The following is a 15,973-nucleotide window of genomic DNA, read 5'->3' as shown; positions in this document are numbered from 1 at the left end:
GTTAGTTGGTTTTTATTGATGGGTCAACTTTTGGCGGAGTAGTTAGCTCGGCCATAGTAAATGATTTTTGTCTTGTTGCCAGTTTTGCGCGATTGGCTTTTACATCAGCGGCAGTAACCTTATCGCCTTTATTTTGCCATGAGCGGCGCACAAAGTTCATTACCTGCGCCAGGTCATCATCCGTAAAATCTTTATTATCGGCAAAGCCCGGCATTTCGCCACTTATCTCTGGTGCTTTGTATAAGTGCCCTGCAACCTTAACCGGCCCGCCCAAGCCTTTCAATATAATAGATATCATGGTAACCTTATTACCATTAACTATCTCTGATTTATTTAGCGGCGGGGCCAATGAGGCTACACCGTTACCGTCTTCGCCATGGCAAGTTTTACAAACGGTGCCATAAATAGCAACACCTCTTGGATAGTATTTAGCCATTAGCTTAGGGTCGCTATTTAGCTTGGCATCCTCAATAGCGGCAATTACCCGTTGCAGACGTTTATTAACAGCGCGGCTGGTATCGGGCACCACCATTGCCAATTGTTTCTGGAAAGCTTCCTCCCTGCCCTGCAGGTTAGACACAATAGCATCGCCTACATAATTATTTGTTGGATATTTTTTTGCCAGGCTTAACAGAATATTATCGGCAGCTTTCCTGTCAAACGGCTGGATAGAATTAGCCACAAAACCAACATAAGGCGCGGCTGTAGTATCATTATTAGTAACCATTTGCTGTAAAGCAGTGGTAAACTGTCCGTAATTATTTCTGTCGATAACCGTTGGCGATGCCGTTAATGCCTGCATACGGATATTCCATTGCGGCGATTGTAATACGGCCAAAACCTCATCAGCCTTTAAAACGCCAAAACCTTCCAGTGTCCATAAAGCATGGGTAACAAATAATGGATTGGTTGATTTAAGGGCCTGTTGCAATGCCGCGATAGCCTGCTGTGGTTTACTGTCCACCAATATTTGTTGAGCTTTGTCGCGTACATAACCGTTAGGGTTTCCTAATAAAGCAACCAGTTTAAGCGGATCATCAGGGAAAGTAACATTCACCAGTTTTTTTCCTGCCGGATAAACTTTATATAACCTGCCGCATGACAGCGGTTTGGTTAGCTGCCTTTTACCAATCTCGTTTGCTAAATAAGGCGTTAAATAAGTTTTATGCTGAATAATACCGCGGTACATATCTACAATATACAATGCGCCATCCGGGCCATCATATAAGCTTACCGGGCGAAAACGCTCATCAACACTGGCTAGAAACTCGCGGCCATGATAGGCTTCACGGCCTTTAACCACATTGCCTTTTTCTGTCAGGATATCGCGTTTTATTAAATTGGCCGATGGTTCGGCTACAAAAGCGTTAAATTGGTAATCAGGTCCAAACAAACCACCGCGATAGATCATCGGTCCGCAAGCCGCGGTAAAGTTTACTAGGCGAAGGCTGTCATCCAAAACGCCTTTCATATAACCACGATTAACGCCGGGCGTAGGCCGTATTGGGAATGTGCGATTATCAGCAACTGTACGCTCATTAAAACCGGCCATGCCTTTTTGGTTTTTATTGGTAAGGCCCAGGCTTGGCGGGAAATAATCGCCTTGAAGATTCACCGAGTTATCGTTAGCATACATGCGTCCCTGATCGTCCTGAGCTATGCCCCACTGGCCCTTTTCGTGTGCGGTTTGGGTCAGCCATTTATCGCCCATTTTACGGTAGCGCTTGGCAGAGTTTGCGTTATATATCCAGTTATCCAATCCACGATACAGGCCGTTAGGCTGATGCTCAACATTACCGCCTTCGGTATATTTAGCATCTATTAAAGTTCTTTTAACGGGTTTATCATTTACCAGTTCGTAGTAGTAAAGGCGGGGTGGCTCGGCAACTAATATGCCGTTTTCTACCAGGCAAAAAGCGCGCGGCATAACCAGCGAATCTATAACAACCTTACGATCATCCATTATGCCGTCGTTATTTTTATCGGTCAACACAACCACCTTACCTAAAGGTTCGTTCTCGCCATGGCCTGTGGTATCGGGCATGTAATCTTCCATTTCCAAAGCCCAAATGCGGCCCTTTTTATCAAAAGTGATGGCTACAGGGGTACTAAGCAATGGCTCGGACGCGATCATGGTAATAGCCATGCCCGGCTCCAGTTTCATTTTACTGATAGACTGGTTAGCGGGCACCACCGGCGATGAATTAATATTAGCCTTTGGCGGATTGTTGGTAAGTGCTGATACCAATAGTTTATGGGTTGTACATTGGTACAAAACACCCACTGCCAATAGCAGCAGTAATATATAAATATACTTTTTCATGCGTATTTAGGATAATTGTTACTTGCGTATACAAGTATTGGTTTGTCAAACAAAGACAAATTTTTTCTAAAAATCTATTTATTTATTGGTTATAAACTAAAATATGGTCAGGAAATCTCTTTCGTAATAATTATTTTACTTTAGCGCCGTGTAAAACACATCGTTGCATAATTATTTTATGCGACCTTAGTCGCAGAGTCGCCAACGCTATAAACCAATTATAATGAAAAATTTTGCCCTGATAGCATGTGCTGTCCTATATACTATAACTGTATCGGCACAAACAAAAACCCCTGCTGACTATGTAGACCCATTTATTGGGGCCAGTACCAGCGCGGCGGCGGCACATGTGTTGCATGGACTGGGCAAAACATTCCCTGGAGCGGCCACACCGTTTGGCTTGGTACAAGTAAGCCCAAACACCATAACCGGTGGCGATAACGGCCCCGGCTATAGCTATGAAATGGAATATATAGAGGGCTTTGCCTTTACCCAAATGAGTGGCATCGGCTGGTACGGCGATTTGGGTAACTTGCTGGTTACGCCAACAACAGGCCCGTTGCATGTAGTGGCTGGCAGGCATAAACAACTGCCGGGTTATCGTTCGCATTACAGCAAGGATGATGAAATTGCGAAGGCTGGTTATTACGCGGCGACATTGACTGACTATAACATCCGTGCAGAAGTTACTGCTGCGCCGCATAGCGGGATATTGAAGTTTACTTTCCCTAAAAACAAACAATCGCGCATACAGATAGATCTGGCCCGCAGAGTTGGCGGTACATCTACCGAGCAATATATTAAAGTGGTTGATGATTACACTATCGAGGGCTGGATGAAATGCCCGCCCGAAGGCGGTGGCTGGGGAAATGGTGCCGGTAAAGCTAATTACACTGTATATTTCTATGCCCGGTTTAGCAAGCCGCTAAAAAACTACGGTGTGTGGAGCGCCGATATCCCTAGTGGTATCTCCAGGAAAAGCGAAAGCGTTACCAGTTTAAAATACGATTCATTAATAGCTAAGGCGGCTATCATCCCCAATATTAAAGAGCAACAAGGCAAGCACCTGGGCTTTTATACCGAATTTGAAACCGGCGATAAAGAAGTGGTGCTGATGAAAAGCGGTATTTCGTTTTCGAGCATCGCGGGAGCAAAACTTAATTTAACCGCCGAAATCCCTGCCTGGGATTTTAACAAAACCCGTGTGCAAACCAAAGCATTGTGGAACAAAAGCCTATCGGCCATGAGTGTAACCGGTGGAACAGAGGACCAGAAAACAGTATTCTATACCGCCCTATACCATACCCTTATAGACCCTCGCGCGACAAGCGATGTAGATGGCACTTACATGGGTGCTGATATGAAACCGCATCATACCAATAAATTTATAAAGCGTTCGGTGTTTAGTGGTTGGGATGTGTTCAGGAGCCAGTTTCCGTTGCAATCAATCATCAATCCCAATATTGTTAGTGATATGATAAACTCGCTGGTTGAATTGGCCGACCAAAGCGGCGAAGGTTATTTGGAGCGATGGGAGTTGTTAAACGCTTACTCCGGTTGTATGGTGGGTAATCCTGCACTACCGGTAATTGCCGATGCTTACAGTAAAGGTATACGTGATTTCGATGTGCAAAAAGCCTACAAATACGCGCATAATACGGTAGAGAAATTTGGCAATAAGCCTGCGCCTCACGCTATGGATATTTCAAGTACGTTAGAATATGGCTTTGACGAATGGTGCATGTCCAAACTAGCTATATGGTTGGGGCATCCGGAAGATATAAAACTATATGCAGATCGCTCACAAACCTATAAACAGATATTTGATCCTGAAAAAGGCTGGTTCAGGCCCAAAAATGCCGATGGCACCTGGAAACCATGGCCAAAACGTGGTCGACTGCAACAGGATTATGGCACGGTGGAAAGCAATCCGTATCAGCAAGGCTGGTTTGTTCCACATGATATTGATGGCATGGCAACACTTATGGGTGGCCACGAAAAAACCATTGCTGACCTGAACTCATTCTTTGAAAACACCCCCGCCAATTTTGAATGGAACGATTATTATAACCAGGCCAATGAGCCAGTGCATTTAGTGCCATTTATGTTTAACCGTCTAGGTGCACCTTGGTTAACACAAAAATGGGTACGCAAAGTTTGCGAGAATGCCTACAAAACCGGGGTTGAAGGTTTAGTGGGAAATGAGGATGTAGGGCAAATGTCGGCATGGTTTGTTTTGGCGGCAGGCGGCCTGCATCAGGCTACGCCCGGCGATCCGCGGTATGAAATATTTAGTCCGCTGTTTAACAAAGTGGCTTTACGTGCCGGGGCAACGGGTAAGATATTTACTATTATTGCTAAAGGTAACTCGCCGGCTAACTGTTATATACAGTCGGCTAAGCTAAATGGCAAGGTTTATAACAAATGCTATATCAGTCACAAGCAAATATTGGCGGGCGGTACGCTGGAATTTGTGATGGGAGCCGAGCCTAATAAGAAATGGGGGATATAAAAACAAACCCTCTTCCGCAAACGGCAAAGAGGGCTGGTTCTTGCAGTTATTTAATACTAAATGTTATATCATGAAAAATAAGTTAATCCTATTGGTCACCATGCTTTGCTTCATCGGCATTGCTGGTACAACTTATGCTAACACCAATCCACCCGCAAAAAAAGTCGATTATAAATTCAAGAAGACCATATCCCGCGAGGTGTTGGAGAATTATTTAAACCGTTCCATCACTATGCAAAGCTTGCTGATTGGGCAAGGAAATTTTGATGATAATCTGCGCATGATCAAAAACACCGGCGCAAAATTAATTGGGCGGGCGGTTTGCCAATGGGGGCAAGAGGCTGATATCCCCAAAAATCTTTTAAAAGAAAAAGAACTGGCGGATAAAGTACATGCCGTAGACCCTGATGTTATTTTGCAGGCTTGTATTTTTGAGATCGTAACTCCGCAGGTTAACCAGCTGGAGGTGCCCGACTGGGCTTTTAAAGCATTGAATCTACCTGTCGAAAAGCGAAACTTTAGTTATGATGCCATGCTTTATCCCGATGGTAAATTTAAAGGGCAATGGGGACGTGGCTCTGTACCCGATGTGAGTCAGAACGAAACTAAACTGTTCTTTTATTTCTTAGGTGCATCATACATTGATGCTGGTATTGAGGGCTTGCATTTTGGACAAGTAGAGTTAATGAACAAAAACGACAAGAACCTTGACCATTACGCGCAAATACTAAGCTTAATTCGTGATTATGCCCATAAACACGCCCGCCGCAAAATGGTGATCTGCGACTCGCACGTACCCAGCGGTGGTTTTTTAAAGGATGGACATTTGCTAATGGATGTGCATGCTTTCCCGTTAAGGATAGAAGAAATACCGGACAAGCCAGAAGAAGCTAAACTGGAAGTTGGCCATACCGATGCCCTGTTTTTACGCAGTAAAGGCGGCATTACGCCAAGCGGATGGAGCTGCGACCATCTGCCTTATTTAGTGGAGTTTGATAATTACGGGGTTAGTAAACAACCCAGCCAGGCTAAAGCCGCCGGACTATCTATATGGGTTTGGGGATATGATGAAATAAGCTGGTTTGCACATCAACCCACCCCTTATCGCCAAAACTGGCTGCATTACGCTTATGATTGGGTAAAGAAAACCGACCCTAACGGTCATGTTGAAATGCCGGGAGGCCGACAGACCACCTCGCCCATTGATAAAAAGCGCTGGTATTATGCCAATAATAAAAGTGATGCCGTACCAGATGGACATGGCGATGAAGATACCATCCGCGATATTTGGGCGGCAAATGAAGGTAAATAACTAAGTTGCTTTATTGTCCTATTAAATGGCGAGCTTTTTAAACCTCTTTAATCCTATGCTACGCAACCTTATAAGTATGCTGAATATTTCTCTGTTTATATTCTCAAGTGTTTGGCGTTTTTTATATTTTAACTCTATCTCTGTTATAACCGCATCAAGTTCTTTAAGTATTTCGCTGGTAAAAGGTGTGTTATTATCTAGTTGCGCGCCATCATTAATGCCTGATGTTTTGCTTAAAAAGTAGTGGATATTATTGATGCTTATACCATATATTAGTTTACCACTTGTTTCTTTGGTTATATGGTTTACCGTAAAGAAGTAGGTCTGGCTGTTAATGTTTGCCTGTATCATATTCGTAGTTGCTAAAGTAAACAGGGGGAAGTGCATATAAATGTTTTTTAGGTAAAAACTGCGAGTTGGCATTCTTATAAATGCAATTAACATGCCACCCCTACAACCGTTGGTTGTTTTGGCTTGGTACAATGGTATTAAACGACTGTTTATTTGAGTGTGCGGGGCTAGTTTACAACTAATGAATCGCCAATTTCTTTGGCAGCGTATACCAGGTTTTCGCGTGTGTGCTTTAAGGCAGTCGGCAGGTCTGTAGGTTCTTTATTAATCGAAAGCAATGTATCAAAGTATTGATTAAGTGCCGCGCTGGGGGCTAAGGGCACTTTTCCGGCTAAACCTATCACTTTAATATTTTTCTTTTTGGCTAACCCGGCTACTACACCCGGTGCTTTTCCTTGCAAGGTTTGTTCGTCAATGGCGCCTTCGCCGGTAATTACCAGGTCGGCATTTTGCAGGGCATCATTAAAACCGGTAAGTTCTAAAAAGCTATTTGCGCCACTCATTAAGCGGGCATTTAAAAAAGCGTATAATCCTGCGGCGGCACCGCCGGCGGTGCCGCTGTGCTTAATAGTAGTCATATCTTTGCCAGTTTGCTGCAAAGCTATAGCGGCTAGTTTACTCAGCATAGTATCAAGTTTTACCACATCATGGGGTGCTGCCCCTTTTTGAGGCCCAAAAACCGTCGCCGCGCCTTCATTGCCTAATAGTTTATTATCAACATCGCATAGTATAACTATCTCGCAAGCCAGTACTAGTTTGTCTAAACCAGACAGGTCGACACTTTCCATTGCTTCTAATTTAGCGGGGATCGGTTGTAGCTCTTGCCCTTCAGCATCTAAAAACCTAACGCCTAAAACGCTTAAAATGCCTATACCTCCATCTACCGTTGCCGAGCCACCCATGCCGATTATAATTTTATTAACCCCTTTACCAAGCGCGGCTTTTATTAACTCGCCGGTACCGGTTGTATTGGCCTGCATTGGGTTTAATTCTGTTGGTTTTAATAAACGAATGCCCGATGCGTTTGCCATCTCAATTACCGCCGTACGGCCATTATCAACCAATCCGAACGAGGCTGTGATTTCACGGCCCAATGCATCGTGCACGTTTGCATTTATTATTGTACCATGAAGGTGTTTGATCAATAGCTCACCCGTTCCGTCACCACCATCGCCAACCGGGAAAAGTTGGCATTGGCAATTCAAATTACTTTGTTCTAATCCTAACGCAATAGCCTCGGCAACACTTTGCGCATCGAGGCTGTTTTTAAAAGCATTGGGGGCAATCAAAATATTCATACAGCCAAATTAACGGTATTTCTTTACATTATTTTTTTACCTTTATTAAAACTGCGCCGTCTTTTGAAACAAACACAACAAGTCGAATTCAAAGTAAATAATTTTGACCTGTTACGGCTGATGGCTGCCACTCAAGTAGTTTTCGATCACTTTTTTCAACATATACATCCCACAAAATTGGGCTTCTATTTAAACGAGACTTTATATCTGTTTCCCGGTGTGCCCGTGTTTTTTATGGTAAGTGGGTATTTGATATCCGCATCGCTTGAGCGTAACCATGATTTGGGCACCTATTTTAAAAACCGCGCGTTACGGATATTTCCCGGTTTATGGGGATGCTTGTTTATTACCATTATCGCCATATCGTTAACCGGTATAAGTTTTCTTAATATGGAGGCATTAAAATGGCTACCGGCGCAAATGATAGGTATAATTTATACGCCGGGCTTTTTAAGCAACTGGGGTTTCGGTTCATATAACGGCGCGTTATGGTCAATAACTGTCGAATTGCAGTTTTATATAGTATTACCTATCCTGTATATGCTGGTTCCAAAAAAATCGATTGTTTATTGGTTTTTGGGGTTAATAGTGCTGTTTGCGTTTGTTAATTATTTGTTTCAAACGCAACACTATTCATTTAAAAAAGCTATGGGTTATACCTTTACACCACATATCTATCTTTTTTTGGTGGGAGTTGTTTTTCAAAAATTACAGCTATTTAAATCGAAGTTTATTTTTAACAAAGCCCATTACTGGGTCATTGCTTATTTATTGTTTGTTTACACTATATCGCCAATACTTATACCCGTATCAGAGGCAACTTATGGTTATATTAAATATGCGTTGCTGGGCTTTACTGTTATTTCGATGGCATACACCTTGCCGGGAATTGCTAAAAAGATATTACGCACCAACGATATCTCGTACGGTATTTATATTTATCATGGTTTAATAATGGGCGTAATAGTTCAGGAAAAGCTTACCGGGTCGGTAAATTTAGCCATGGTATTAGCCATGACCTATGTTGCCGCATTCCTATCATGGATATTCATTGAAAAGCCTTTTATAAAACGCAAAGAAAAAACTATTAAGGAAACGCTGTAAGCCAATGTCCCCTTTTTGTCCACCCTGGGTGGTCTTTTACTCGTTAATGCGTTCATTTATAGCAAGAATGCTATAAATTGATTACCTTTGGATCCAAACTATCACATTTGTCTTTGTTCGTCATGCCTATTAATCGCTACGGTTTTATTGTTATAGCATCCTTTATAATTTGCATTTCGTTGTCATTGTCTTCTTGTGTTTCTTCAGACGATCAATCCACATCTCTTTTAAAACAATATGTACAAAACGCAGATAGCCTGGTAATGGCCGGTAAAGGCGATAGCGCAAGCCAAATATTGTTAAAACAACGTGCCCAATTTAAAAGCGACAATCCCCAATTAAGCGCTTATTACGATTACATGTCTGCCCATAACGAGGGGATCAACCTTTATATAATGGGACTTTATGCCGATAGTGCATTAGCCATTTTTGCAGACAAGGACATCATTGAAAAATACCCTGAAGACTACTTTAAAGCCTTATTAGCCAAAGGAGATGCCAGTATGGCAATTAAACAATATGAAACTGCTTTGGAGTATTATGATAAGGCCAAAAAATCATTATCAAACGGCAATTGCGATGGTGGTAATTTGGTTTCGAAAATAGCCGATATTTATTTTAACCAACAAAGTTATGCTCAGGCAGCAAGATATTGGGTAGAAAGTTACCATCAATTACAATTATGTCCCAAACCCAAATCATCGGTAAAATTGTTTTTTTTAACACAGGCGGCCTTAGATAATATTGGCGTATCCTACCAAAAAGCCGAAATGTTTGATAGCGCCGCTTATTATTATAAAATAGATCTGGCTTATATTAATAAAACAGAAGCATTGGGAGCTGTAGATAAAAAGAGCATAGCAGCACCCCGTATTGTAGTGTATGATAATTTAGGCGGCCTTTATTTTAAACAAGGAAACCTGCCCGAAGCCGAGCGTTATCTATTGGCTTGTATTGCCATACCAATTAAAGATGTGGACGGCATGCGCATACCACCATTTACCAAGCTTGCCGAATTGTATTTACAAACAAGGCAATACGCTAAGGCTAAAGAATATTTTGCGAAAAGCCGCAACCTGCTTGATCTTTACAGCAAGGATAACCCTGTACCGAACATAGAATGGAACCGATTGTACGCACACTATCTGTTTACTCAGCACCAGGCAAATGATGCCTATCAGTATCAGTCAAAATATATCCGCCTAAAAGATTCGTTAGATAAAACCAATGCCAAAATACATCGGCTGGATGTTGACCGCGAGTTAAATACAATTCATCGCGAAAATTTACTTGCCGATATGGGACATACCGAAAGGCTGGAAAAATTATATATTATTGGCGCTACGGTTTTAGTTGTGCTTTTGCTGGCTGTCAGCATGTTTATTAGCCGGGTTTTAAAAGAAAGCCGTAAAAATCATAAAAACACGCGTTTGCAAAATGAGCAATTACAACAAACACTAGAAGAGCTGGAGCGTGCCAATCAAAACATTGTACGTATAATGCGCATCATGGCGCATGATCTGAGGAACCCACTATCGGGAATGATTGGCCTGGCCAATGCCGTAATTGAGGGTGAATCATCCGAAGAAAATAAACACCTGCTGAAACTTTTGGAAGCTACTGGTATGCATTCGTTAGAAATGATAAACGAGCTGCTAAAATCCGGCCTTGCTGAGGAGGACGAGCCGATGGTTAAACAAAGACTTGATATTAACGAGTTACTGCGCGACTCGGTAGAATTGCTACAATTCAAAGCCAACGAAAAGAAACAACAAATTATATTTAAAAGCAGCGAGACACCGATTATAACTTCTATCAACCATGAAAAAATATGGCGCGTTTTTAATAACATAATTGTTAACGCCATTAAATTTAGTTATGAGGGAGGTATGATATTGGTAAACATAAAAGCTATAGCCGATAAAGGGAAAATATTAATAGCCATTGCCGACAATGGCATGGGCATACCCGATCAAGACAAGGACAACATTTTTGAAATGTTTACTTCCGCCAAAAGAGTAGGTACAGATGGAGAACAGCCTTTTGGCCTTGGTCTATCTATCTCCAAAAGGATAATTGAAAGCCATAATGGTAAATTATGGTTTGAAAGTTCCCCTGGCTTTAGCACTACTTTTTTTATTGAATTGCCGTTATAGCTATTTCTTTTTGATGGGACTTATCTCGCCATTACATATTGATAGTCAAATAAAAGTGTCCCTCTCGTGTGAAACAAAGATGCTCGAAAGGCCTTCATTATTCAATATTATCGAACCTGGGATTAACCTACGTACGGCAATATCCATAACAGTCTTTTCATTTAGGTCCGCCTTATCACAAAATATGGCTGATTATTCCGCAGCTCGTTAAAGCCAGGATATAGGATAACTGATTTAGGACTTTCCTCCAACTCAAAATAATACTCCAATGGGTAAGGCGATTGGGTATAAGCGGCTGAGATGGTTGCTGTATAACTATTACCCGATGCTTTCATTTCAACACTTTCATGTCTTTCGGCCATATTAACATGCCTGTAATATAATTTAGCCGATGCCGGCATTTTATCAAACATTATATTCAGATTAACCGCGCTGCCGGGTGTAAAGGTTTTAAGAGGCACATGACTGCATTTGGCAACTGCTCGTTTGGTGCGATTTAAACAGGCGTTAACGGCCATGATGGCTACCGGCTGGCGTGTGTCGTTTGGCTTAACGTCATCCAGTATTTTGCTCATGCGATCAACGTCTTTATCAATGCCCGGTAATCTGTCTAACCAGTGGCCGCGCAGCCAGGGGTTCTCGCCGGCGGTTACGTCTTTCATATAAACGCCTTTGGCGGTATTGGCAAGTTTAACCCAATGTTCTCTTGCTGCTTTATATTCCTTTAGCGAGGCTTCCAAAGCTACGCGATCGCCGGTTTGCTCATAGATATTATACAACACGGCCGATACAAACTTAGTGGCAAAGAATCGCCCTAAACCTACCTGCATAGTTATATCAACAGCCCAGCGTCGGTATTCCGGCTTGGTTTTGTTAATGGCTTTTACGCTGGCTTGATGTAAGGAACTTTCTGCAATATCGGCAGCATCGTAAAGCCATTGTGCAACTTCAAGTGGTGTATACTTACCACTGTGCTTGCCAGTTACCAGCTCTTTTGCAAAATCATTAATGCTTAAAAACAATTGCGGATCGGCCGGGCTAACCGCGCCAAAAACATGCGGCGATGGTGTATCTCCTATTTGATCTCGCAATACAGCAACTATCGACATGTTGGTGTACATCTCCGGCCAGTAAGCATTATTAGCTGCCGACTCGCCATGAGCGGTTAATACAGTTGGTAATATACAGGTTGCACTGGCCAGCGCCTGTTGTGCGCTAGGCGCTCCTCCACCAAAGTTTTTGCGTAAATAGCGTTGCCAAACATCATTATCCGTATCGGGGTTATAAAGCGTACGGCCAAATATTCGCAGGCTGTACAAGTATTTCTCCCAATCCCAACGTGGGCGAAGTGACACGTCTTCATAAGCACAACGATCTCCGGGAATGCCCGAGCCACGCCTACCTTTAAAAGATAGCGGATCCATCAAGTCTACCCCCGAGCTTCCACAAAAGCTAAACGCGCGCGATTGCGCCGCACCCATTACCGGGTCGCCCCATAATAAAAAGCGTTGGCTACCCGGCCATATACGGTGGACCACTTCGTATTTTTTATCTTCTTTCATGAAGTCGCCATAACTATAGCGGGTAAAGCTGCGCGAACCCTCGCTTAAATTCATCAGCTTTGATGTTTTTTTATTAGGCTTAGGAATCTCCGGTTCGCGAATATCTGCCTGCATATATGGCATGCCCAAATGCTCCATCCAGTATTTAGGCGATATTGATATTGGCACGCCGGATGACAAAGCATTATTCAGCATTTCGGGGTCAAGCCCCTTGGCGTGCAGATTTATGGGCACCACTCGGCCGCAATTGGCCACACCGCTAAATATAGTTTTCCAAAAATCGTAACTGCCTTCGGTTACCCCGCTCTCGCCATGGATACGCAATGTTACACCGCTTATATTGGGGCATTCTTTTAACAGTAAACTGATTGCATCGCGGCAATAGGCCGCGTGGGTTTCTTTAGTTAACCCTTCTATGGTATAATTAGCATTTGGAGCTTTTATCCATTGGTAGCCATGCATCCATATCCCCAGGTTAAAGTTCATACCCCGGGCTACCGTTTGCTCGCTGATAAATTTCAACATCTTTAAGTTCTGGTCGCGTTCGGCATCCGGAAGCTGCGGTACGCGCACATTATAACCGGGCACTGATAATAGGAACGGATAGGCAAAAAGGAAATAAGCATCGGTTACGCCAGTTAAAAAATCATAACCTAAACCCAGCGATAAATTAAAGCAATTAAACCGTTGGGTAGCCAGCATGGTTAAATATTGGGGCCACATTTCGTGGTCGTTATACCAGGGCTTGTCCTCTACATCACTGCAAAACATGCGGTTTATTGATCGCACTTTATTTAAAGGCTGCTCAATTATTGGTTTTGATAGGTGTATGGATGACAGTGGCGATGCAGAACAATTAATCCTGTCTGTTAATTCTAACAGCGAATAAATTACCCCGCGCTCATCATGGCCGGTAGCTATTAAAATTGGGCGGACACCATGCATAGCCGGGACTAACCCCATAGCTTCGGGAACAGCAGGAATATTAGCACCCGCCTTTTTAAGTAAAGGCTTAGCCATTGCCGACTTTGCTGCCGCGATAGGTATGCATAAGTTACCGCTTATTGCCTTATCTATACTTGCACAATGCTGAATAGCGACACCCTGGGCTTTAAGCGCTGTTTCCAGCTCGTCAATTGCCCATTGTACCGATGCTGACACCGCTATTGCATCATTAGGATCAACAACAAATGAAACGCCTTGTGCATTAAAATTGGCAAATCCCGTCAGTGGCAAACCTACAGTGGTGATGCCCATTATTTTTAAAAAATGTCGACGGTCAAGTTCATAGTCATTGTCCGTAGTGTTTACGGGCAGATTATTTTCAGTCATGGCAATAAGAGGTTAATAATTGGGTTAAAGCAATTTATAAGATAATATATTTAAACGCAACAGTTTATTAGCATAACCTTGTTATGTTAGGCATTTGTTACAATTATAGGTGACCCATTTGCATCTGTATTGGCTTAATAACATTGAGTTTCATCTATATAAGTTAAATAATGTTAAAACCTTATTGTTTGTCCTTCTGCTTATAAACGCGTTTAGTTTTTATAGCGATAATTGTACTTGTTATAGACAAAATCAGGGATTTGATGTGGTATGATGTTTAAGCGTTTAAAAACAGCCTCTTTTATTGAAATATTGCTGCACCTGCTGTTTTGGGCATTTATTACCCTATTGCCCATTTTAATTAGGCCGGTCAATCCCGGCTTTCGCATGTTGTTTTCGCCATGGCGTTTTCTGTTTATCAACCTGCTGCTGGCCGTTCAATTTTATCTTAACGCATTTTTGCTTATCCCGCGGTTTCTTAATCAGCAAAATAAACCCTGGTTATATTTTACTTTACTTGCTGTATGTTTTGTTGTAATTGACCTCTGCATTGTACATACACAACCGGTATTCCCCAAAAGAGGTTTCCCGCTTGGTCCGCCTCCTTTAATGGCCCATTTCAATTTATTACCGCTTACCGCAATTACAGCCGCGGCTTTTGCCTACCGTTACCTTGCAGACCGGTTCAGGCAGATCAATAACAGCCGCGATATTACCAATTCTGCCTTAGTGTCTGAATTAGCTTTTTTGCGTTCGCAAATAAGCCCTCATTTTATTTTTAATGTAATTAATAGCATAGTTGCCTTATCCCGGTTAAACCCACCGGCGGTTGAACCCACCCTTATGCAGCTATCGCAATTATTGCGTTACATGCTTTATATTACCGATGAGGAAAAAGTAACCTTACAGCAAAAATCCGATTACCTGCGCAGCTATATAGACTTACAGAAATTACGGTTTGAAGATCAGGTTAAAGCCAATTTTATATTTGACATAGCCAGCCCCGAACAAACAATTGAGCCGATGTTGCTTATTCCGTTTGTTGAAAACGCTTTTAAGTATGGTACCGGCGATATCATAAATCCTGTAATTACAGGACACTTAAAGGCTGATTCAAAATCGCTCAGCTTTAATGTATCCAACACCTACAACCCCAATGACATGCCAACAGATGGACATCACGGCATCGGTTTAAACAATGTAAAAAGGCGGCTTGACCTTTTATATCCCGGCAAGCATAACCTGGTGATAGATCAAACTGCTGATAATTATACCGTTAATCTTCAAATACAATTTATATGATGCAATGCCTGTTGGTTGATGATGAAACATTGGCCCTAAAGCTAATGGAGGATAATTTAAAAGATGTTGGCTATATTAAAATTATAGGCCGCTGCCGTACCGCTGCCGAGGCCCTGACAATTATGCAAACAGAACGGGTTGACGTTTTATTTTGCGATATACATATGCCCGGCCTTAGTGGTATACAACTGGTTAAAAGCCTGGTTACCAAACCAATTGTAATATTTGTTACCGCTTACGAAAAATTTGCCATTGATGGCTTTGAGCTTGAGGTGCTTGATTATCTGGTAAAGCCGGTACCGCAGGAGCGTTTTTTAAGAGCCTGCCAAAAGGCCTATCAACTTTTTGAATTAAAAAACACGCCGGCTGCTCCTGTGGGCTTTTATAAAAACTACCTGTTTGTGTCTTCGGACTACATACTTATAAAGGTTAATTTCAGCGATATTCAATATATACAGGGATTAAAGGATTATGTAAAAATAGTTTTGAACGATAACCAAAAACCCATACTATCAAGAACCAGCCTTAAAGCGATAGAATTGCAATTACCACCCGAACAGTTTTACCGGATCCATAAATCTTATCTGATCAATGTTGATTATATATCGCATATAAGACGGGGCAAGGTATTGAGCGCCGATATAGAATTACCACTTAGCGACAATTACCGCCTAAGCATCAATAAAATGATTGGCCGCGAAATAGAGTAGCTACAAATTTG

10 protein-coding genes are annotated in these 15,973 nt (G+C 42.3%); 6 read left to right on the top strand and 4 right to left on the bottom strand.

Going from position 1 to position 15,973, the window contains the following annotated elements; all coding sequences use genetic code 11:
- Window position 1: 1 nt before the first annotated feature.
- A complete protein-coding gene (locus tag JWQ34_RS05255) occupies window positions 2-2,323 on the bottom strand; it encodes a c-type cytochrome (RefSeq protein WP_299354982.1) in 2,322 nt (773 codons plus the stop codon).
- 217 nt (window positions 2,324-2,540) lie between these two features.
- Between JWQ34_RS05255 and JWQ34_RS05250 the strand changes: the two genes are divergently transcribed.
- Window positions 2,541-4,835 carry a GH92 family glycosyl hydrolase gene (locus JWQ34_RS05250; protein WP_299355131.1) on the top strand — a complete coding sequence of 765 codons (2,295 nt, stop codon included), beginning with the start codon at window positions 2,541-2,543 and terminating at the stop codon, window positions 4,833-4,835.
- 70 nt (window positions 4,836-4,905) lie between these two features.
- Entirely contained in the window at window positions 4,906-6,147 is a 1,242-nt protein-coding gene (locus JWQ34_RS05245; protein ID WP_299354979.1) for a hypothetical protein, read from the top strand.
- Between the two features lie 21 nt (window positions 6,148-6,168).
- Here the strand turns inward: JWQ34_RS05245 and JWQ34_RS05240 are convergent, their stop codons facing one another.
- On the bottom strand, window positions 6,169-6,534 hold the full coding sequence (locus tag JWQ34_RS05240) for a hypothetical protein (RefSeq protein ID WP_299354976.1): 366 nt from the start codon (window positions 6,532-6,534) through the stop codon (window positions 6,169-6,171).
- Between the two features lie 131 nt (window positions 6,535-6,665).
- On the bottom strand, window positions 6,666-7,796 hold the full coding sequence (locus tag JWQ34_RS05235; protein WP_299354974.1) for a glycerate kinase: 1,131 nt from the start codon (window positions 7,794-7,796) through the stop codon (window positions 6,666-6,668).
- Here JWQ34_RS05235 and JWQ34_RS05230 point away from each other — a divergent pair.
- Window positions 7,746-8,900 carry an acyltransferase family protein gene (locus JWQ34_RS05230; RefSeq protein ID WP_367278597.1) on the top strand — a complete coding sequence of 385 codons (1,155 nt, stop codon included), beginning with the start codon at window positions 7,746-7,748 and terminating at the stop codon, window positions 8,898-8,900. The genes JWQ34_RS05235 and JWQ34_RS05230 overlap by 51 nt on opposite strands.
- A 122-nt stretch (window positions 8,901-9,022) precedes the next feature.
- Complete coding sequence (locus JWQ34_RS05225; protein WP_299354968.1) at window positions 9,023-11,056, top strand: ATP-binding protein; 2,034 nt, start codon at window positions 9,023-9,025, stop codon at window positions 11,054-11,056.
- 161 nt (window positions 11,057-11,217) lie between these two features.
- On the opposite strand, the gene JWQ34_RS05220 is transcribed toward JWQ34_RS05225, so the two are convergent.
- Entirely contained in the window at window positions 11,218-13,950 is a 2,733-nt protein-coding gene (locus JWQ34_RS05220) for a hypothetical protein (RefSeq protein ID WP_299354965.1), read from the bottom strand.
- Between the two features lie 270 nt (window positions 13,951-14,220).
- Here JWQ34_RS05220 and JWQ34_RS05215 point away from each other — a divergent pair, with 270 nt between their 5' ends.
- Both JWQ34_RS05215 and JWQ34_RS05210 read left to right on the top strand, forming a co-directional pair.
- Window positions 14,221-15,252: a sensor histidine kinase gene (locus tag JWQ34_RS05215; protein WP_299354962.1), complete on the top strand. Its 1,032-nt coding sequence runs from the start codon at window positions 14,221-14,223 to the stop codon at window positions 15,250-15,252.
- Window positions 15,249-15,962 (top strand): LytTR family DNA-binding domain-containing protein, encoded by a 714-nt coding sequence (locus JWQ34_RS05210; RefSeq protein WP_299354959.1) that lies wholly within the window; start codon window positions 15,249-15,251, stop codon window positions 15,960-15,962. The genes JWQ34_RS05215 and JWQ34_RS05210 overlap by 4 nt, the downstream gene beginning before the upstream one ends.
- The last annotated feature ends 11 nt before the right edge of the window (window positions 15,963-15,973 follow it).

It is taken from the genome of Mucilaginibacter sp., from assembly GCF_028288185.1.
Taxonomy (GTDB): domain Bacteria; phylum Bacteroidota; class Bacteroidia; order Sphingobacteriales; family Sphingobacteriaceae; genus Mucilaginibacter.
The sequence above is the reverse complement of the archived record's forward strand: the minus strand, read 5'-3'. Positions and strand labels throughout refer to the sequence as shown.